The following is a 20,085-nucleotide window of genomic DNA, read 5'->3' as shown; positions in this document are numbered from 1 at the left end:
CCGTGACCGCCACGACACCCGCCGCCGCCGTGCCGGCGCGGCCCCGAACCGGCCGCCGCGGCCCCTGGGCCGCCGCCCTGCGCGTCCTGGTCCGCAAGCCGGGCCGCATCGTCGGCCTCGCCATCCTGGTGTTCTTCGCCCTGATGGGGGTCTTCGGCCCCTACCTGTACCCCGGCGACCTCGCCGTCGACCCCGAGGCCATCTACGCCCCGCCCAGCGCCCAGCACTGGCTCGGCACCGACTTCGCCGGTTCCGACGTCCTCCAGGAGCTGGTGGTCGGCGCCCGGTACGTGCTGCTCACCGCCGCCGTGGCCGCCCTCGCCACCGTCGTCATCGGCACCACCGTCGGCCTGGTCGCCGGCTACCACCGCGGACTCGCCGACTCGGCGCTCATGCGCGCCACCGACTTCGTGCTCACCATCCCCGGCCTGCCCCTGCTGATCGTCCTCTCCACCCTGTGGAGCTTCGGCCAGCCCCTCCAGATGGGCCTGGTCCTCGGCGTCACCGGCTGGGGCGGCGTCGCCCGCGCCGTGCGCTCGCAGACCCTCTCGCTGCGCGAACGCGGCTTCCTGGAGGCCGCCCGCGGCCTGGGCCTGCCCACCCGGCACGTCATCGTCCGCGAGCTGCTGCCCAACATCGCCCCCTTCGTGGCGATGAACCTGCTGCTGGCGGTCATCCAGTTCATCGGCGCCGAGGTCGCCCTGTTCTTCCTCGGCGTGGTGCCCTTCTCCAGCAGCAACTGGGGCGTGATGCTCAACCAGGCGGTCTTCTCCGGCGGCGTCATGAACAGCCCCGAGGCCCTCACCTACCTGCTGGCGCCGCTGGTGTGCATCCTGCTCATCACCCTGGGGATCGTGCTCTTCCTCGACGCGATCGACGAGCTGTTCAACCCGCGACTGAGGGAGCGGTCATGACGGAGACCCTGCAGACCCCCGCGGTCACCGAGGACCGCAGCGCCGAGGTCAGCGTCCGCGACCTCACCGTGGTCTACCGCACCGACCGCGGCGAGCTTCCCGCCGTCTCGCGCGCCGGCATCGAGCTGCGCGCCGGCGAGATCACCGGCCTGGTGGGGGAGTCCGGCTCCGGCAAGTCCACCCTCGCCCTCTCCCTGCTCAACGCCGTGCCCGCGCCCGGCCGCATCGCCTCCGGCAGCGTCGAGGTCGCCGGCGTCGGCGACGTGACCAAGCTGGAGGGCAAGCGCCTGCGCCGGGTCCGCGGCGGCGCCCTCGGCTACGTCTTCCAGGCCTCGCAGAACTCCCTCAACCCGCTGAAGACCGTCGGCAAGCAGCTGCTCGACCTCGGCCGCTCCCACGAGGTCGAGGACCTCCAGGGCCTGGTCCGCCGGGCCCGGGAGCTCGCCGAGCGCATGGGGCTGGACGCCGACCGCGTCCTCGACTCCTACCAGCACGAGCTCTCCGGCGGCATGCGCCAGCGCGTCGGCATCGTCCTCGCGCTCGTCCTCAACGCCCGCGTGCTCATCCTCGACGAGCCCACCACCGCGCTCGACATGATCTCCCAGGCCGCGGTCCTCGACATCGTCCGCGCCGTCCACCGCGAGAACAACCTCGCCACGCTCATCGTCACCCACGACATGGGCGTCGTCTCCGAGGTCGCCGACCGGCTCGCCGTCATGTACGGCGGGCGGATCGTCGAGCACGGCCCCGCCCTGGAGGTCCTCCAGCGCCCCTCCCACCCGTACACCCGCGCCCTCATCGGCGCCACCGCGCGCATCGTCGGCGACACCACCCGGGCCCGCGCGCTGCCCGGCAGGCCCCCGGACCTCACCACCCTCGCCACGACGGGCTGCGTCTTCCGCGACCGCTGCCCGCTCGCCTCCGCCGTGTGCGAGGAGGAGGACCCCGCCCTGGTGGAGTGGACCCCCGGCCGGTACCGGGCGTGCCACGCCGACCCGACAGGAGACCGGCCGTGATCGAGGCCAGGAACATCACCCGCACCTACCGCACCCACGGCGCCTTCACCGGCCCGCGCACCGTCCACGCCCTGCGCGGCGTCGACTTCACCCTGCCCAAGGGCGGCGCGGTCTCCTTCATCGGCGAGTCCGGCTGCGGCAAGACCACCCTCGGCAAGATCCTCACCGGCCTGGAGACCTTCGACGGCGGCGAGCTGGTGGTCGACGGCACCGAGCTGTCCGGACTCACGCCGCGCCGCCGCGCCCCGTACTTCCGCCGCATCCAGATGGTCCACCAGGACCCCTACTCCGCGCTCAACCCCACCCGGACCGTCGGCCAGATCCTCGGCGACCCGCTGCGGATGCGGGCCAAGGAGACCGGCGCCTCCCGGCGCGAGCAGGAGGACCGCGCCGCCGAGCTGCTGGAGCTGGTCGGCCTCCAGCCCGACGGGGTCCTCGGCAAGTACCCGCACCAGCTCTCCGGCGGCCAGCGCCAGCGCGTCGTCATCGCCCGCGCCCTCACCGTCGACCCCGAGGTGCTCATCGCCGACGAGGCCGTCTCGATGATCGACGTCTCCATGCGGCTCGGCATCCTCTCCCTCCTGCGCGACCTGCGCGAACGCCTCGGCATCTCGCTGCTCTTCATCACCCACGACGTCGCCACCGCCCGGTACGTCGGCGAGGGCGGCGAACTGCACGTCATCTACCGCGGCCAGGTCATCGAGCGCGGCCCCACCGACCGGGTCATCCAGGCGCCCGTCCACCCCTACACGCAGTGCCTGCTCTCCGCGATCCCCGTGCTGCGGGGCATCGAGGAGCCCGGCCCGGACCGGCTGGTCCCGCTGGCCTCCCTCGACGAGCGCACCGACACCCCCGGCTGCCTCTTCGCGCCCCGCTGCCCCTTCGCCACCGACGCGTGCACCGCGGAGCGGCCCGCCCTCGTCCGGCTCGGGGACGGCGCGGGCGGCGCGGACGACCCGGGCGGCGCGGACGGTGCCGCCGGTGCCGACGACGCCGGGGACCACCGCCACGCCTGCCTGCACCCCGAGGCCCGGCACGTCGTCGCCGTCGAGGCCGCCGTCTGACCGGTCCGCCGTCCCGGAGCCCGAGCGCGCGCCCCGGGACGGCGGACCCCGCCGCACCGCCCGCACCGCCGGCACCGCCCGCACCGCCGCACCAACGCACCACCGGCACCGCCCCGCACCGCCGCACGGCCCCGCTCCCTCCCCGCCGCACACGCCCAGGAGAAGCCTTGCCCCGGACCAGGTACCGCCTGCTCGTCCCCGCCGTGACGGCGGCGCTCACCCTCGGCGCCCTCGGCACCGCCCACGCGGGCGCGCCCGCCGCGGCGCCGGCGGCCGCCGCCCAGGCCGCCGCCCAGGACGGCGACCCGACGCTCCGCGCCGACCTCGACCGCATCCTCGCCGACCCGCGCGCCGCCGGCGCCCGTGCCGGCGTGGTCGTCGAGGACGCCGACACCGGCCAGGTCCTCTACGAGCACCAGGCCGACGAGCACCTGCTCCCCGCCTCCACCCTCAAGACCTTCACCTCCGCCGCCGCCCTCCACCACCTCGGCACCGACCGCCGCTTCGGCACCGACGTGCTCGCCGCCGGCGCCCGCCACGGCGCGGTCCTCGACGGCGACCTGGTGCTGCGCGGCGGCGGCGACTTCAGCCTGCAGCCCGCCGACCTCGACGCCCTCGCCGCGCGGGTCGCCGCCTCCGGCGTGCGGACCGTCACCGGCCGCCTCACCGCCGACGACACCCGGTACGACGCCGAACGCCTCGGCTCCGGCTGGTCCTGGGACGACCTCTCCTACGACTACGCCCCCCAGATATCCGCCCTCACCCTCTCGCCCACCGACGGCGACGCCATGGACACCGCCGTCGTCACCCTCACCCCCGCCGCACGGGCCGGCGACCCCGCCACCGTCACCGTCACCCCCGCCGAGGCGCCGATCCACCTCACGGGCCAGGTCACCACCGGAGCGCCCGGCAGCGGCTACTCCGCCTCCGTCCTGCGCCGCGAGGGCGGCAACGAGGTGGTCCTCTCCGGCTCCCTCGCCGCCGACAACGGACCCGACACCAACCTCGTCACCGTCGACGACCCGACCGGCTACACCGCCGCCGTCTTCCGCGCCGCCCTCGCCCGCCACGGCGTGCGCGTCCTGCACGGCACCGCCGAGCAGGCGGCCCCCGCCGGCGCCTGCGTGCTCGCCCACCACGACTCGGTCCCCCTCGGCGAGCTGCTGAAGCCCTTCCTCAAGGAGAGCAACAACGGCATCGCCGAGCACCTGGTCAAGGAGACCGGCCTCCAGGTCTCCGGCGAGGGCAGCTGGGCGGCCGGCTTGAAGGCCGTCTCCGACTACGTCCGCGGCAAGGGCGTGGACACCTCCCAGATCCGCCAGGCCGACGGCTCCGGACTCACCCGCTACGACCAGGTGACGGCCCGCCAGACCGCCGTGCTCCTGCGGGCGGTGCGCTCCGAGCCCTGGTTCGCCACCTGGTACGACGCGCTGCCGGTCGCCGGTGTGCCCGAGCCCGAGGGCGGCACCCTCGCCAACCGCATGCGGGGGACGGCCGCCGCCGGGAACCTCCACGCCAAGACGGGCTCCATGACCGGCGTCACCGCCCTGGCCGGGTACGTCACCGCACCCGACGGCCGCCGGCTGATCCTCGTCGCCGACTTCGACGGCTACCTCGGCTCCAGCCCGCGCCCGCTCCAGGACGCCGTCGCCGTCCGCCTCGCCGGCGGCCCGGCCGCCGCGGCGCGGTCCGCCGCCGCGCCGCCGCGGACCCTGCCCGCCCCGCACCCCGCGAAGACCCGCGGTCCGGGCGCCGACCCGGACCGCTGCGCCCTGCGCCCGGCCTGCTGACGCCCCGCCCGCCCGCACCACGCACCCCGCACCACGCCGCCGGCCGCCGCCCTCCCACGGGCGGCGGCCGGCGGCGCGTCCGGGCCCCGCCGGACATGGTCCCCCCCCCGCCATGCCCGGCCCGGCCTCTGCGTCTGCCACTTCGGCAGCCGCGGTCCCCCTCACCGTCGGCGCCCCGCTGTTCCCCTGGCAGGACCAGGTCGTTTCGTTGGGATCTTCCGTTCGTTGGTCCGGCTGTGCCGTCGACTGACGCGCAGGGGGCGCGGATTGAGCCGTTGCTGCCGGACCGGACGCCGAAGCGTGGTGGCCGGCGGCGTGATCACCGGGAGGTGATCGATGCGATCGCGTTCAAGGTCCGGACCGGTTCGCAGTGGGTGCACCTGCCCGAGAAGTGCGGCAACTGGCGGGGCGTCTGCAACCGGCCGCGCATGCGGGCCGTCGACGGCACGTGGGAGCGGGTGGCCGCCGCCTTGATGGTCCGGGCCGACGCCGACGAGGACCTTGGCCGGGCGCTCTCGGTGGACTCCACCGTCGTTCGCGCGCACCGGCACGCGGCCGGGGCCCGCAAGAACGGGCTCCGGCCGAAGAACCGGGCGACCACGCCATCGGACGCTCCTGCGGCGGACCGACCACGAACATCCACCGTGCCGCCGACGGCCGGTGCCGCCCCCTGGCATCCCTGCCCACCGCCGGCCAGGCCGGGGACGCGCCCGCCTTCACCGCGGTGATGGCCCCCCTGCGCGTTCCCCGGCTCCGTGGACGGCCTCGCACCAGGCCGGACGTGGTCCCGGCTGACAAGGCGCACTCCTCGCGCGCCATCCGTGACCACCTGCGCAGACGCGGCATCCGCACGGTGATCCCCACGCCGGCCGGCCACCGGGCCGACAGGCTGCGGCGCGGCCGACGCGGAGGCCGGCCGCCCGCTTTTGACCGCGAGGCGCACAAGCAGCGCACCACCGTCGAGCGGTGCATCGACCGCCTCGAAGAGTGGCGAGGCATCGCCACCCGCTACGAGAAGACCGCCACCGTCCACCTGGCCGGACTCCGCGTCGCAGGCGTCTTCCTGTGGCCCGCACGGTGATCCGACGTCCACGGAGCGAGACCTTTCGAGCGGTGCCGTGTCCGGTGCCGCGGTCGGCCGGGCGGGTGCGGGAGTCGTGTCAGCGGACGACGTCGAACACGTTCTTCTGCAGGCCGTTGGCGTACGCCTCGTGCTCGACCAGCTTCAGCTTCTGGGTGTCCTTGTCCGTGGCGCTGAACAGGCGCTTGCCGGCGCCGAGCAGGAGCGGGAAGACGAGCAGGTGGTAGCGGTCGATCAGGCCGGCGTCCGAGAGGCCCTGGTTCAGGGCGGCGCTGCCGTGGACGATGATCGGGCCGCCCTCGGTCTCCTTCAGGGCGGCGACCTCGTCGAGTGAGCGCAGGATCGTGGTCTCGCCCCAGTTCGTCACCAGGTCGCCGTCGGTGAGGGTGGCGGAGACGACGTATTTCGGCATCGCCCTGTAGTCGGCGAAGTCCGCCATGTCCGGCCACACCGGGCTGAACGCCTGGTAGCTGGTCCGGCCCATCAGCATCGCCGTGGCTTCCTTCTGCTCGCGGCCCTTGATGTCGAACGCCTCGGGGAGGAACTCGATGTCCTTGAAGGTCCAGCCGGAGTTGCGGTACCCGGGCTCGCCGCCCGGGGCCTCCACGACGCCGTCGAGCGAGATGAAGGCAGTGCTGATCAGAGTGCGCATCTATGGTTCCTGGTGTCTCGTGTCCGGTTGCCGGCGGGTCGGATCGGTGGACGCTGCATCCCACGTTCGGCTGCGGCGCACCATCCATGACCCATGACTGATGACCATGGAGGAATTCATCGGTCCGCGCCCGGTCTTTTCCGCGATCTCAGCGGCCGAATCGGCGTGGAGGGGCGTCAGCGTCCTCGCCTGCGGCGTCCACCAGCAGCGCAGCAGCGGCTTGCGGCTCAGGAGCCGCCCCGACCGGTGACGTGGGACCCTGGTGCAGCTGGGCTCGGTGACCTCGACGAGACTGCCCAGGACCGTCCGGCCGGTCGTGCGACCCTCGCCCGTTCCGCTCGTCGTGCCTGCCGTGGGGCGGGGTGATCCGGCGAACGGCGAGCGGGCCCGGCCGGAGCCGCACCTGCCCGAGGGCGGCCGGCGGGGCGGGCCGTGGAGTGGTCATCGCGGGCTGGTCGACGGGATCGCGTTCCGGCAGCGGACCGGCGTCCCGTGGCGGGACCTGCCGGAGTGGTCCGGGAGTGGGAGGACGGTCCACCAGCGGCACCGGTGCCGGCCGGCGGGGGTGCTGCCCCCGCCGCCCGCCCCCGCCCGGGTGGCCGGGCGCGACTACGCGTAGACGTAGGTGTCGTAGCCGCTGCAGACCTTCTCGGTGGCCTTCACCAGGCACACGTCGAGCAGCAGCCGGGTCCCCTCGGTGAGGTCGCCGGTCTGCCACTGGGTCGTGTAGGGGGAGGAGTGCCCCTGCGTCGAGGCCTCGCGGAAGGTCCAGGCGTCCATGACGGTGCCCTTGACGCCCCAGCCGTCGGCCCCGCCGTCGTACGCCCGCAGCGCGTCCCCGGGGGCGTCGCCCGTCGGGTCGGCGTTCCAGTTCACGTATCCCGCGTAGTCGCCGTCGGCGTAGAGGTAGACGACCGCCGAGTCGCCGTTCTGGTACACGGTCGTGGTGGTGGTGAGCCGGGGGGCCGCCGAGGCGCTGCCCGCGCCGGAGCCGAAGGAGGCACCGGCCGCCGGACGGTCCCCACCGCAGCGGGCAGCCCGTCCGGCCGGATGCGCGGTCCCGACCCGGGGCCGCGGTCGCGGCGTCCGGCCCGTCGGCCGGGCGCCGCGACCGCCCGCGTCAGGCCTGCGCGGTGACCCTCCGGCCGAGGTGCCGGGCGAGGAACCGGGCGGCGCTGTCGGCCTCGAACCGGGGCAGCTCCTTGTGCCTGCCCGAGTTCACGTGCAGGGACTTCTCCTTCGAGGCGAAGGCGTCGAACAGCGCGAGGCCCGCCTCGCGCGGGATGTGCTCGTCGTCCCGCTGCAGGTCGAACTCGACCGGGACGGTGATCTGCTTCGCCTTCTCGGCGAGGGCGTCGGGCCAGTGCTGACCGAAGACCGCAGCGGTGATCCGGGGCTCGACCGCCACGAACGGGATGCCGATCGCGGTGCCCATGGTGATGCCCCAGAAGCCGACCGGCCCGTCGGGGCCGATCTCCGGGAGCTCCTGGAGGGCGTCCAGCGTCGCCCGGTACTCGGGCACCGCCAGTTCCGCCAGGTGGTCGTTGTAGCGCACGACGATCGGGCCCTCCGGCTCGCCGGCCGCCCGTGCCGCGAACAGGGCGGCGACCTCCGCCTCGTCGTGTGCGGTGCGCGGCCGGTCGCCGTGGCCGGGCGCGTCGAGGACGGCGGCGTGGAAGCCGCAACCGGCCACCAGGAGCCGCGCGCGGCCGGACATCGCCGGGTGCTTCCTGTGGGTGCCGCCGCCGTGGGCCATCAGGACCAGGGGCGCGCGGGCGGCCGGGTCGGAGGCCGGCGACCAGAGGACACCGGGGACGCCGGCCACGGTGAAGTCGCGCTCGACCATGCCGTCCGACGAGGACTCGGCGGTGACGTGCAGAGAGTGCATGGGATGGTGCCTTTCGGGAGTGCCCTGTCAGCGGGGCGCTCCCGGCGGCACCTAGGTCAGCCGCCCGACCGTGACGGGGAGGGGGAGCACCCGCATCGATACAGCGTTCACGGGTCCCACCTCCTCGGGCGGCGTCTCGGTCGCGTGAAAGCTACCGGCCCGGTCATCGGCCTGCCCAGCCCTTCCGCCGCGTGATCCCGGACGACCCGTCCGTCCGGACCGGGCCCCCGCCGGTCCGCCTGCGACGGAGCACCGCCGGCGCCCGCCGGCCCGGCGCCGCAACCCGACCGGTCCCGGTCCCGGTCCCGGTCCCGGTCCCGGTACCGGGACCGCGGCCGCCGCGGCGGGCGGCCGGGCCGTCGGGCCGTCGGTCATGCGACGTGGGCGGCGACGGCCCCCGCGCACTCCGTCGACTCGGCACGCGCGGTGTCCGCCTCCCGGGGCGTCGGCCACGCCCCGGTGGACCACCCCGCCCGGGGCGCGGACATCCCGGCGGCCCCTCCCGGCCGCGGCACCGTGGACCGCCGTGGGAACGGGTCGGTGCGCGTGGCCACCGTGCCCGCGGGCGTGGAGGCGGGGCCGGAAACAGGGTTGAATCCTGCCTCATGAACCAGTACGTCAAGACGTTCCGCGCCCTCGAGATCGGGGACGGCGGCGACGGGCGGTGGGCCGAGCACGTCCGGCCGGCCATGGCGGGCGCGGGGGACCGGCTGACCTAGGAGGGCCGGACACCCGAGGGTGCGGCCCGTGCCCGCCGGCTGTTCGAGGAGTCCATGCCCGAACTGGTCCCGACCCTCGACCGGCTCGCCGGCCAACTGGACTCCGCCGCCGCGCCCGACCGTCGCCACCGGTGCGGTGCCGCCGGCCGCGCGACGAGCAGCACCCGGTCCGGGCCGCGCGGCCGGGCCTCGTCGGGCATCGGGTGACGTGCCGTCAGTCCGACGGGACCGTTTCGACCCGCAGCACCCGCGGCGGCGCGGCGGCAGGCTCCGGCAGGCGCAGGGGCCCGCGCCCCGGGGTGATGCTGCCGAGGACCGCGGCGCGCCGCGCCCCCGTGCACGACGGCAGCGCGCCGGGCAGCCCGTGCACCGTCAGGAACCCCAGCACCGCGAAGGCCAGGGCCTCCTTCGCCGCCGCCGGCACCCCCAGCCCGTCGCTCGGCCGCAGCGGCACCCCCGGCAGCTCCTCGCCGAGCATCCGCAGCATCACGGGGTTGCGGACGCCGCCGCCGGAGACCACCAGTTCGGTGACGCCGCGGGCGCGGCATGCCTCCGCCGCCGTCACGGCGGTGAGGCGGGTGAGCGTCGCCAGCACGTCCTCCGGGCGGCCGACCGGTCCGGCGGCCAGCGCGTCCAGCAGGTACGGCAGGTGGAAGTGCTCCTTGCCGGTGCTCTTCGGCGCGGGCCTGCGGTAGTACGGGTCCTGGAGCAGCCGGTGCAGCAGACCCGGGTCCACCCGCCCGGCGGCGGCCCCCCGGCCGTCCTCGTCGTACTCCGCCGCGCCGCCGCTGAAGTGCCGCACGGCCGCGTCCACCAGGGCGTTCGCGGGCCCGGTGTCGAAGGCGACGGGGTCCGCGCCCTGCGGTACCACGGTGACGTTGGCGATGCCGCCCAGGTTGAGCGCGACGGGCGTCCCCGGACGCCCCCGCAGCAGCAGCGCGTCGACCGCGCCGACCAGCGGCGCGCCCTGGCCGCCCGCGGCCACGTCGGCGCTGCGCAGGTCGGACACCACGGGCAGCCCGGTGGCCTCGGCGATCCACGCGGGCCGGCCGAGCTGCAGGGTGCCGCGGACCCGGCCGTCCTCGACCCAGTGGTGGACGGTCTGGCCGTGCGAGACCACCAGGTCGGCGGCGCCGCCGCACAGCTCCTCCAGCGCGCGGACCGCCGCGTCCGCGAAGGCCCGGCCGATGCCGGTGTCCAGGCGGCACACCTCCTCGACGGTGGTGGCGGCCGGGGGGAGCGCGGCGGCGATCCGCGCCCGGAGGTCCGGCGTGTACGGGGTGCCGAGCGCGCCGACCGGGCGCATCACCAGCGCGTCGCCCTCCAGACGGAGGTCGGCGGCGGCCGCCTCGATCGCGTCGTGGGAGGTGCCCGACATCAGGCCGATCACGCGCACGGGGGCCTCCATGGCCTGGGGGTGCGGACGGGGGAGGGGGGAGCGGGCCGGACGGCCGGGGGAGGGGCGGCGGGCCCGACGGCAGGGGTCCGGCCGGGCGGCGGCGCAGGGGCGGGAGCGGGGCACCGCGGTACGGGCCCGGTGTCCGACGGTACGGGCGGGTGCCGGTCGGTACGGGTCAGGCGTCCGGCCGTACGGGCCCGGCGGGGCGCCGCAGCCGGACGACGGACGCCTCGTGGGGGGTGTCCCGGGCCGCCGCGAGCACCCGGGCCCCCGCCAGCGGGTCGCCGAGCGCCTCCCGCAGGCGCAGCGGCGGGTCGCAGCGGTCGAGCAGCGCGCCGAGCGGCTCCGTCAGCGGTGCCCCGAGGCGCAGGAGGCCGCCGGTGAGCGCGACGGGCACGGGGCCCGCTCCGCCTGACCGCCGCGCGGCGGCCGCCACCGCCCCGGCCAGGGCCTCGGCCGCCTCCCGCAGGATGCCGTCGGCGACCGGGTCCCCGTCGGCGGCCGCGCGGGCGACCGCCGGGGCGAACGACGCGGCGGTGCGCGCCGGGTTGGCCTCCCGGCCGAGGACCGCGGGCAGGCCCGGGAGCGGCCCGAACCGGTCTGCCGCGGCCTCGCGCAGGGCGGTGTCCGGCCCCCGTCCGTCGTGCGCCCGCAGGGCCGCGCGCAGAGCGGCGAGCCCGATCCACGCCCCGCCGCCCTCGTCGCCCAGCCAGGGGCCCCAGCCGTCCACCAGGGCGAGCGCCCCGTCCGCGCCGACCGCCACGGCGACCACCCCCGTCCCGGCGGCGAGCACCACCCCGGGGCCGCCGCCGAGGGCCCCGGCGTGGGCGGTGACCGCGTCGCTGGCGACCGCGGCCTCCTCGGCGGGGAGCGCCGCCAGCAGGCGTTCCGCCAGCTCCCGGGCCGCGTCGGGCGCGGCGGCCGCGCCGGCGGCGCCCACGCACACCGCGGCGAGCGGTCCGCCGCCGCTCCCGGCCCCGCCGTCGGCTGCGGCGAGCAGCGGGGCGGCGGCCGCGAGCACCGCGGCCTCGGCGGCGGCCACCCCGCCCGCCTGGGCGAGCCCCGGCGCGCCCGCGGCCTCGTGGACCGCGGCGGGCGCGTCGGCGGGGCCGGTCCACAGCGCGGCGCGGCAGCCGGTCTTGCCGAGGTCCACGGCCAGCAGGGCCTTCATGGGCGCGCTCTCCTCCCGGGGCGGGTCGGCCGGATCGCGGCCGCGCGGCGGCCGGGGGCGGCCCGGTCCGCGGTCCAGCGAGTATCGGAAGCCCGGACTCCCGATGTCAAGAAGCAACAGAAATGCACGGAGAGCGTAAATATCCCACGGAAGGGCCGGTGCGGTCCGGGGGCCCCGCCTCCGGGGGCCCCGCCTCCGGGGCGCCCGGCCCCGTGCCCCGGCCCGCGTCTGCCCGGTCCGCGTCCGCCCGGCCTCTGTCTCCGCCCGGCCGCTGCGTCCGCCCCCCGCGTCCGTGCGCACCGCCACCGGGTCGCGCCGGAGGGGGCCGACGGCAGGCGCCGGGAGTCGACAAAGCGCATCCCATCACTCTTTCACGTCACCAAACGTCAGAAGGTTCTCACTGTTGGACAATTGGGTGTGCAAAGCTGAGCCGTCAGCAGACCCCGAAGCAGGGAACGAACAGCTGTGGCTCACCCGCGCATCACCCGCGCCCACCGCGTCCTGGCCGGCATCGTCCTGGCCGGCGCGGTGCTCATCGCGGGCATCGGCTTCGCCGGCTCCTACGGAGCGGTCCGCAACCTGGCGTACCACAAGGGCTTCGGGGCCTTCTCCAACGTCATCCCCGTCGGCGTGGACGCCGGCATCATCGTCCTGCTCGCGCTCGACCTCCTGCTGACGTGGCTGCGCATCCCCTTCCCGCTGCTGCGCCAGTCCGCCTGGGCGCTCACCGCCGCCACCGTCGTCTTCAACGCCTCCACCGCCTGGCCCGACCCGGTGGGCGTGGGGATGCACGCCATCGCGCCCCTGCTGTTCGTCGTCATCGTCGAGGCGGCGCGGCACGCGGTGGGCCGCATCGCCGACCTCACCGCCGACCGCCACATGGACTCGGTCCGCTTCGTGCGGTGGCTCCTCGCGCCGTACTCCACGGCGAAGCTGTGGCGGATCATGAAGCTCTGGGAGCTGCGCTCCTACGACACCGCGATCGGCCACGAACGCTCCAAGCTGATCTACCAGGCCCACCTCAGCGCGCAGTTCGGCCCCGACTGGCGCCGCAAGGCGCCCGTGCAGACGCTGCTGCCGCTGCGGCTCGCCCGCTACGGCGTCCCCCTCGCCGAGACCGCCGGCGCCGGCCTGGCGGCGGCCGGCATCGACCCCGCGGTCCTGCCCCCGGCGGTCCACGGCCTGCGCCACGGCGGCGAGGCGCTGCCGTCCGCGCCCTCCCGCCGCCCGCAGGCCGGCGCTCCCGGCACGGACCCCGGCGCGGCGGCCGGCCGGCCGCTGTGGCTGCCCGCCCCCGCCGCGCATGACCAGGCGGCGTACGACCCCTCCGTGCACGACCCCTCCGTGCAGCCCTGGGACCGGCCGCAGAACGTCCCGTCGCACGGCTCCCCGGACGCGCCGTCGGACGACCCCCGCGCCGAGGACAGCGGCGCCGCCGGGCAGACCACGGCGCCCGACCGGTACTACGCGGCCTGGCGCCGCTACATCGCCCGCCACGGCGAGGAGCCCAGCGGCGACCAGCTCTCGGCCTGGCTCGCCGAGCACAACGTCATGGGCCGCCACGGCAACCCCGTCAGCCCCGGCAACCTCCGCCGCTACCTGCCCGAGTTCCGCTACTACGAGGCCTGGCGACGCCACGCGGACGAGTACGGCGAGACCCTCACCGCGGCCGAGCTCTCCGACCACCTGGCCCGCGTCGGCATCCCCCGCAACGGCGAGCGGGTCCCCGCCGAGGTCCTGGAGTCGATGCTCCCCGACTTCCACCGGCGCCGCGCCGTCGAGTCCGCCCTCGCCCTCTGAGTCCGGACGCCGGTCCGCACTCCCGTCCGCTCCCCGCCCCGCCCCGCCCCCGGTTCCCGCCGGGGGCGGGGCGGCGGCCTTCCGGCCCGTTCCGCCGTCCGCTCAGGCCCGCCCGCCCGCCCGCCCGCCCGCCCGCGCGGGCGGGCGGGCGGGCCGCGGGGGCTGGTCATCCGCCCGCCGACAGGGCATGCTGCCGGACCAAGCTCCGCCGCGGTGCGGCGAACCACCGCCGCCCCGCGCGTCCGCCGACCCGGCACGCCCTGGAGGACCCCTTGCGCCGCCCCGCCCCCGGCCCGCAGACCCGCTCCCGCCTGGCCGCACTCGCCGCCGTGACCGCCGCCGCGGCCTCGCTCGCCGCGCTGCCCGCATCCCCCGCCGCCGCCGCCCGGCCCGCCCCCTCCGGGACGGCCGCCCCCGCCGTCGGCCGGGTGTTCATGGTCAACCCCGTCCAGTCCTCCGGCGACGAGGCGCTCACCGACGCCAAGGACGCCGACACGGCCGTCCCCGCCGACGCCTACGCCACCGTCCCGCTGCGCAACCTGGACGGCAGCGGCACCCTCACCGGCCGCTGGGCCACCGTCAGCTCCAGCACCGGAGCCCTGGCGTCCTCCGCCACCGGCGACTTCCGCTACACCCGCAGCGCCGACCAGTTCGAGCAGGTCATGGCGTACTTCTGGGTCAACGAGGCCCAGGAGTACCTGCAGGGCCTCGGCTTCGGCGGCGAGCTGCCCGGCGCCAACGACCGCGCGCAGCCCGTGCGCATCGACCAGTGGGGCGCCGACAACTCCTTCTTCACCGACCGCAAGGCCGAGATCCGCTACGGCAAGGGCGGCGTCGACGACGCCGAGGACGCCGAGGTGGTCGTGCACGAGTACGGCCACGCCGTGCACGCCGCCCAGGTGCCGGGCTTCGGCGCCTCCGAGGAGGCCGGCGCCATCGGCGAGGCCTTCGGCGACTACCTCGCCGTCGAGGTCGGCCTGGCCGCCGACGCCCGGTACGGCTGGCCGCGCCGCACCCCGGACGCCTGCGTCGCCGACTGGGACTCCACCTCCTACACCGCCGCGACCCCCCACTGCCTGCGCCGCATCGACACGGACAGGACCTACGCCGACAAGGTCGGCGAGGTGCACGCCGACGGCGAGATCTGGTCCCGGGCCCTGTACGACATCCGCAACGCCCTGGGCGCCCGCACCGCCGACCGGATCATCGTGGACGCGCAGTTCGGCTTCGCCCCGGACACCGACTTCGCCGCCGCGGCCGCCACCACCGTCGACACCGCCCTGCGCATGTACGGCGCCGGGGCCGCCGACGCGGTCCGCCGGGCGTTCGCGGCCCGCGGCATCCCCGGCGTCTGACCGGTCCCCGCCGCCTGCCTCCGCCCCGGCCGTCCCCCGCCCGCTGCGGGCGGGGGACGGCCGGGGCGGGGCGCGCTGCGGGACGGGGCCGGTGCCCGGAGCCGGACGGTCCGGCTCCGGGCACCGGTGGTGTCAGGAGTTGAGGACGGCCACGTGGTCGACGGGCATCGGCACCCCGGAGGCGGTCGAGCGGGTCGGGGCGGGCTGGTTGGAGAAGGCTTCGGGGACGGCGCCGCCCATGGCCACATTCAGCAGGAGGAAGCGGCCGTGGTGGGTGGCGTCCGTCCAGGTGGTCGTGTCCGTCTGGTCCGACGTCGCGCTGTGGTGGAGCGTGCCGTCGACGTACCGGCGCAGCGCCTCCTGGGTCGTGCTGCGGTCCCACGCGAAGCCGTGGGTGCGGAAGGCGCCCTGGCAGGCGGTGGCGGGGCAGGGGGTGCCGGCACCGGGTCCGCCGGTCTCGTTGCAGGGGCCGCCCGGGTCGGTGCCGCAGTGCAGGGTGCCCCGGACCGAGGTGACGCCGTTGACGTTCTCCGTCACGTCGAACTCGCCGATGCCCGGCCGGTCCTGGTGGTCGCCCCGGTACGCGTCGCCGAGCGTCCGGAAGGCCGGTCCGTAGCCGGCGGCGGCGGAGCCCGTCACGGCGGGCATCCGGATGCGGGCCTGGATGAGCGCCTTGCCGCCCGGGGCGGCCCGGAGGTCGGTGCGGGGGGTCTCGATGCGGCCGGAGGTCCAGCGGCCGCGGCTGCAGCGGATCGGGGCGATCCTGAGGTTGCCGCTGCCGTCCTGCTGCAGGTCGGCGGGGTCGGCGGTGCAGGACTCGACCTCGCCGGTGCCCCGGTTGGCCGCCCCGCCGGGGCAGGAGGTGCCCGTGTCGGCGATCCGGTCGGCGGACGAGGGCGCGGACCCGGCGGCGCCGCTGAGGTCGCCGCTCCAGGTCACCGTGGAGCCGGAGGGCGCCGGGGGCGGATCCCGTCGGCACCGCGGCTGCGGTGAGCAGTGAAGTCATGAACAGGGCAGGTGTACGCGCGGTGGATCTCCGGGGCGCGGGCGGGGTGGGGGTGGGGTGCGGTGGTGGCGGCTCGGCATCCGTGGGGTCACTGTCGTGCCGCACCGGCATGGCGTCAATACCTGTTGCCTGAAAACGCTCTCAGGATCGTTCCGGCATCAAGAAGTCGAGAGAGGGCGCGGCCGCCGGGACGCCCCTCCCCGCCCCCGCAGCCGACCGGAGGGGCCGCGATTCCGGGTGGTTTGCGCGACTGTGGGGCGCCGACCAGCGGCGTCCGTCGCGACCAATCTGTTACGTGCTCATTTCATTGACGCAACGTCAGGGTAATCGTAGCCTCTCGTTCCTGAGAGCGCTCTCAACCCTTGTTCCGCACTCCTGGGGCGAGGTGCCCTCCGGGTCAGGCCCCCGTCCCAGGCCGGCCGGACCGGCGACCTGTGCCCCCGTGCAGTGCCGTTCCGTACTCCGAACCCGCCGTGCCGCCGCACCCGTGCACGGCGACGACCCCTCACGCGGAGACCACGATGAGACCCCACCCCGACCGCCCCCCGGCGCGCCGCGCCACGTACCCCGCCGGACCCGTCCGCGCCGTCGCGGCCCGCCCCGTCCGCTCCGGCACCACCCCGCCCCGCCGGGGCGCACGGCGCCGGACGGCCGCCGCCGGAGCGGTGCTCTCCCTGCTCCTGGGCCTGCTGTCCCTGCTCACCACGCACCCGGCCCACGCCGCCACCGTCGGCGCGGGCAGCTACGCCACCACGGCCCCCGGCCCCCTGCCGTCCGGCTGCGGCCAGATCACGGGCAACCCCCGCCAGTGGGCCACCGCCAACGCGCCGGCCGGCGCCGTGCCCACCAACGACTGGTGGTCCTCCATCCTGTGGAAGCGCACCAACTGCGCCTACGGCGAGCCGCTCTTCGCCCACCCGCTCGGCTTCCGCGCCGGCGTCTCCGGCCTCGGCTTCTCGTACACCACCACCCCCGCCATCAGCGGCAGCTCCACCGGCGTGGGGGAGTACCACTTCCCCTACGCCGAGGACTTCACCGCCGGCGTCGCGGGGCTGAACGCGCCCGAGGTCAAGGTCGACGACTGGACCGACTGGACCGTCAGCCCGCTGCTCACCGACGGCACGCACACCCTGCGCGCCACCATCGGTGAGGGCCTGCCCTTCGCCTACTTCCGCGCCACGGGCGGCAACGCGCAGATCACCGCCGCCTCCGGGTCGAGCCTGACGGTCTGGTCCAACACCGGCTCCTGGGTGGGCTACACCGTCAACGGCCACGACTACGCCGCCTACGCCCCGACCGGCGCCACCTGGACGGCCTCCGGCGCCGCCCTCTCCTCGTCCCTGGCCGGCAAGGACTACTTCTCCGTCGCCGTCCTGCCCACCACCTCCTCCACCAGCGCGGGCGACCGCGCCGCCCTGGCGGCGTCCTACGCCAGGTACGCCCACAACCACGTCACGGGCACCAAGGTCTCGTACCGCTACGACGAGGCGACCAGCAAGGTGACGACCACCTACGCCTACACCACCGCCGCCCGCGAGGGCAGCGCCACCGGCACGGTCGTCTCCCTGCTCCCGCACCAGTGGCGGTACCTGGCGTCGGGCACCCCGCTGCCGCAGGCCTACGTCTCCGCCCGCGGCGCCCTCAAGATCCTCACCGGGGTCACGTCCTTCACCACGTCGATGGTCTACCGCGGCGTGCTCCCCGAGGTGCCCGCCGTCGCGGACGCCTCCGGCGCCGACGCCGCGACGCTCCAGAACTACCTGAACGCCGAGAAGGGCGACCCGGCCAAGCAGGTCAGCGACGACACCTACTGGACCGGCAAGGGTCTCGGCCGCGCCGCGCGGCTCGCCGAGATCGCCGACCAGACCGGCAACGCCGGGGTGCGCGACGCCGCCCTGGCGGTGATCAAGTCCAAGCTCACCGACTGGTTCACGGCCTCCGCCGGCAAGACCGCCCACCTCTTCGCCTACGACAAGAACTGGGGCACCCTCATCGGCTACCCGGCCTCCTACGGGTCCGACCAGGAGCTCAACGACCACCACTTCCACTACGGCTACTTCGTCGCGGCGGCCGCCACCCTCGCCAAGTTCGACCCCGCCTGGGCCTCGGACTCCCAGTACGGCGGCATGGTCGACCTGCTCATCCGTGACGCCGACAACTACGACCGCACCGACACACGCTTCCCGTACCTGCGCGACTTCGACATCTACGACGGCCACGACTGGGCGTCCGGCCACGGCTCCTTCGCCGCCGGCAACAACCAGGAGTCCTCGTCGGAGGGCATGAACTTCGACAACGCCCTCATCCAGTGGGGCGAGGCCACCGGCAACACCGCCGTCCGCGACGCGGGCATCTACATGTACACCACGCAGGCCGCGGCCATCCAGGACTACTGGTTCGACTCCGCGGACCAGAACTACCCGGCGAACTTCGGCCACCGCGAGGTGGGCATGGTCTGGGGCGACGGCGGGGCCTACTCCACCTGGTTCTCCAGCGCTCCCGAGCAGATCCAGGGCATCAACCTGCTGCCCGTCACCGGCGGCCACCTGTACCTCGGCTACGACCCGGCCTACGTGCTGGCCGACTACAACGACATGCTCACCCAGAGCGGCCACACCAAGCCGACGATCTGGGCGGACATCTGGTACGAGTTCCTCGCCCTCGGCGACGGCGACAAGGCGCTCGCCGCCCTGCGCGCCGACGCCGGCTACACCCCCGAGGAGGGCGAGAGCCGCGCCCACACCTTCCACTGGGTCCGCAACCTGGCCGCGCTCGGCCACGTGGACACCACCGTCACCGGCGACCACCCGCTGAGCTCGGTCTTCGAGAAGGCCGGCAAGCGCACCTACGTGGCCGCCAACATCACCGCCGCGCCCCTGACGGTCCACTTCTCCGACGGCACCGTGCTCGACGTGCCCGCCGGACGGACCAAGGCCTCCGGCGCCGTGAACTGGACCGGCGGCACCGCGTCCGGCGGCGTCCCCCCCGCCGGGTCCCCCTCGCCGTCCCCCAGCGACACGGCGACGGACACCGCCTCCCCGAGCCCCTCGGACACGGCCACGGACACCGCGTCCCCCTCCCCGAGCGACACGGCGACGGACACGGCGTCCCCCAGCCCGAGCGAGACCATCCCCACGCCCCCGCCGGGCTCCGGCTCCCCGGTGATGTACCTGCAGACCGACGGCAGCGTGCAGGGCACCAAGGGCACGGCGGGCAGCGTCACGGTCGCCTCGGCCGGCGGCGCCACCCACGACGGCACGCCCTCGAACCCGGTGACCTACACCTCGACCGGGCTGACCATGCCGTACAACGGCGGGAAGACCACGTTCGACCTGGCGGTGGACGCCGGGACGGCGGTCGGCAACGCCCCGCAGGTGCGGGTCTCCTACGACTGCACCGGTGACGGCAGCTGGGACTGGAGCGAGACGTACCGCTACTTCGCCACGGACCCGGTCGCGGGCTGGGAGCACTACACCCAGGCCGCCGGCCTCGCCTCGGCGAACGGCACGATGTGCGACCTGAGCAACGGCACGGTCCGGGTCGAGGTCTGGAACGCGCTGGGCAACGCCGCCACGACCCTGGGCACCGGCGACACCTCCGTGGTGAACCTGCCGTACACCGCGGGGACGGCCACACCGACCTCCTCGCCCACGGCGACCGGGACCCCGGCCGGCGGCACCTCCTCGCCGCTGCTGTACCCGCAGACCGACGGGAGCGTGCAGGGCCTCGCCGGCCCGGCGGGCAGCACGACGATCGCCTCCGCCGGGGGCGCCACCCACGACGGCACGCCGACCGGCGCGCAGACGTACACCTCGACCGGGCTGACCATGGCCTACAAGGGCGGGGCGACCGCCTTCGACCTGGCCGTGGACGCCGGGACGGCGGTCGGCAACGCCGTCCAGGCGAAGGTCTCCTACGACTGCACCGGTGACGGCAGCTGGGACCGGACGGAGACGTACCGCTACTTCGCCACCGACCCGGTCGCGGGCTGGGAGCACTACACCCAGGCCGCCGGCCTCGCCTCCTCCAGCGGCACGATGTGCGACCTGGCGAACGGCGCGGTCAAGGTCGAGGTGTGGAACGCCCTGGGCAACGCGTCGACCACCCTCGGCACCGGCGACCGCTCGGTCGTCACCCTCCCCTACAACTGAGGCCCCGCACCCGGGACCCCCACACCTGAGGCCCCCGCGCGACGGCGGGGGCGGGAAGGCCGCGGACGCCGCGGTCCGG

Annotated in this window: 14 protein-coding genes and 2 pseudogenes; 10 read left to right on the top strand and 6 right to left on the bottom strand. The window is 75.8% G+C overall.

Annotated elements, in window-relative coordinates:
- Positions 1 to 2 precede the first annotated feature (2 nt).
- The 5 genes and pseudogenes from ACFY07_RS01055 (at position 3) to ACFY07_RS01035 (ending at position 5,865) form a co-directional block, all read left to right on the top strand.
- Positions 3 to 914 (top strand): ABC transporter permease, encoded by a 912-nt coding sequence (locus tag ACFY07_RS01055; protein ID WP_390866773.1) that lies wholly within the window; start codon positions 3 to 5, stop codon positions 912 to 914.
- The gene (locus tag ACFY07_RS01050) at positions 911 to 1,930 is read left to right on the top strand and encodes an ABC transporter ATP-binding protein (RefSeq protein WP_390866772.1); all 1,020 of its coding nucleotides are present in this window, start codon (positions 911 to 913) and stop codon (positions 1,928 to 1,930) included. Before ACFY07_RS01055 ends, ACFY07_RS01050 begins: the two co-directional genes overlap by 4 nt.
- Positions 1,927 to 2,994: an ABC transporter ATP-binding protein gene (locus tag ACFY07_RS01045; RefSeq protein ID WP_390866771.1), complete on the top strand. Its 1,068-nt coding sequence runs from the start codon at positions 1,927 to 1,929 to the stop codon at positions 2,992 to 2,994. Before ACFY07_RS01050 ends, ACFY07_RS01045 begins: the two co-directional genes overlap by 4 nt.
- Before the next feature lie 167 nt (positions 2,995 to 3,161).
- Entirely contained in the window at positions 3,162 to 4,784 is a 1,623-nt protein-coding gene (gene dacB / locus ACFY07_RS01040) for a D-alanyl-D-alanine carboxypeptidase/D-alanyl-D-alanine-endopeptidase (protein WP_390866770.1), read from the top strand.
- A 236-nt stretch (positions 4,785 to 5,020) separates the two neighbouring features.
- Positions 5,021 to 5,865, top strand: a pseudogene (locus ACFY07_RS01035) (IS5 family transposase).
- Between the two features lie 79 nt (positions 5,866 to 5,944).
- Here ACFY07_RS01035 and ACFY07_RS01030 read toward each other — a convergent pair.
- On the bottom strand, positions 5,945 to 6,517 hold the full coding sequence (locus ACFY07_RS01030) for a dihydrofolate reductase family protein (RefSeq protein ID WP_390866769.1): 573 nt from the start codon (positions 6,515 to 6,517) through the stop codon (positions 5,945 to 5,947).
- 352 nt (positions 6,518 to 6,869) lie between these two features.
- Here ACFY07_RS01030 and ACFY07_RS01025 point away from each other — a divergent pair.
- Positions 6,870 to 7,067, top strand: a pseudogene (locus ACFY07_RS01025) (transposase); the annotation flags it as partial.
- Between the two features lie 59 nt (positions 7,068 to 7,126).
- On the opposite strand, the gene ACFY07_RS01020 reads toward ACFY07_RS01025, so the two are convergent.
- Positions 7,127 to 7,456: a hypothetical protein gene (locus ACFY07_RS01020; RefSeq protein ID WP_390866768.1), complete on the bottom strand. Its 330-nt coding sequence runs from the start codon at positions 7,454 to 7,456 to the stop codon at positions 7,127 to 7,129.
- A 181-nt stretch (positions 7,457 to 7,637) separates the two neighbouring features.
- Positions 7,638 to 8,405, bottom strand: coding sequence for an alpha/beta hydrolase (locus ACFY07_RS01015; RefSeq protein WP_390866767.1), 768 nt, complete (start codon positions 8,403 to 8,405; stop codon positions 7,638 to 7,640).
- A 773-nt stretch (positions 8,406 to 9,178) separates the two neighbouring features.
- On the opposite strand from ACFY07_RS01015, the gene ACFY07_RS01010 reads away from it, so the two are divergent.
- Positions 9,179 to 9,331, top strand: a complete 153-nt coding sequence (locus ACFY07_RS01010; protein WP_390866766.1) for a hypothetical protein — start codon at positions 9,179 to 9,181, stop codon at positions 9,329 to 9,331.
- A gap of 7 nt (positions 9,332 to 9,338) precedes the next feature.
- On the opposite strand, the gene ACFY07_RS01005 is transcribed toward ACFY07_RS01010, so the two are convergent.
- Entirely contained in the window at positions 9,339 to 10,520 is a 1,182-nt protein-coding gene (locus tag ACFY07_RS01005) for an anhydro-N-acetylmuramic acid kinase (protein ID WP_390866765.1), read from the bottom strand.
- Positions 10,521 to 10,698: 178 nt separating this feature from the next.
- Complete coding sequence (locus ACFY07_RS01000) at positions 10,699 to 11,694, bottom strand: BadF/BadG/BcrA/BcrD ATPase family protein (RefSeq protein WP_390866764.1); 996 nt, start codon at positions 11,692 to 11,694, stop codon at positions 10,699 to 10,701.
- A 465-nt stretch (positions 11,695 to 12,159) separates the two neighbouring features.
- Here ACFY07_RS01000 and ACFY07_RS00995 point away from each other — a divergent pair, with 465 nt between their 5' ends.
- Both ACFY07_RS00995 and ACFY07_RS00990 read left to right on the top strand, forming a co-directional pair.
- Positions 12,160 to 13,494, top strand: a complete 1,335-nt coding sequence (locus ACFY07_RS00995) for a DUF2637 domain-containing protein (RefSeq protein ID WP_390866763.1) — start codon at positions 12,160 to 12,162, stop codon at positions 13,492 to 13,494.
- A 272-nt stretch (positions 13,495 to 13,766) separates the two neighbouring features.
- Positions 13,767 to 14,849 carry a M4 family metallopeptidase gene (locus ACFY07_RS00990; protein WP_390866762.1) on the top strand — a complete coding sequence of 361 codons (1,083 nt, stop codon included), beginning with the start codon at positions 13,767 to 13,769 and terminating at the stop codon, positions 14,847 to 14,849.
- Positions 14,850 to 14,981: 132 nt separating this feature from the next.
- Here the strand turns inward: ACFY07_RS00990 and ACFY07_RS00985 are convergent, their stop codons facing one another.
- On the bottom strand, positions 14,982 to 15,788 hold the full coding sequence (locus ACFY07_RS00985; RefSeq protein WP_390866761.1) for a 1,3-beta-glucanase: 807 nt from the start codon (positions 15,786 to 15,788) through the stop codon (positions 14,982 to 14,984).
- A 588-nt stretch (positions 15,789 to 16,376) separates the two neighbouring features.
- Here ACFY07_RS00985 and ACFY07_RS00980 point away from each other — a divergent pair.
- Positions 16,377 to 20,006, top strand: coding sequence for a glycosyl hydrolase (locus ACFY07_RS00980; protein ID WP_390866760.1), 3,630 nt, complete (start codon positions 16,377 to 16,379; stop codon positions 20,004 to 20,006).
- Positions 20,007 to 20,085: the final 79 nt, after the last annotated feature.

This window comes from Streptomyces sp. NPDC001380, from assembly GCF_042895785.1.
Taxonomy (GTDB): domain Bacteria; phylum Actinomycetota; class Actinomycetes; order Streptomycetales; family Streptomycetaceae; genus Peterkaempfera.
Note: the sequence above shows the minus strand (reverse complement) of the source record. Positions and strands in the feature narration are given on the sequence as shown.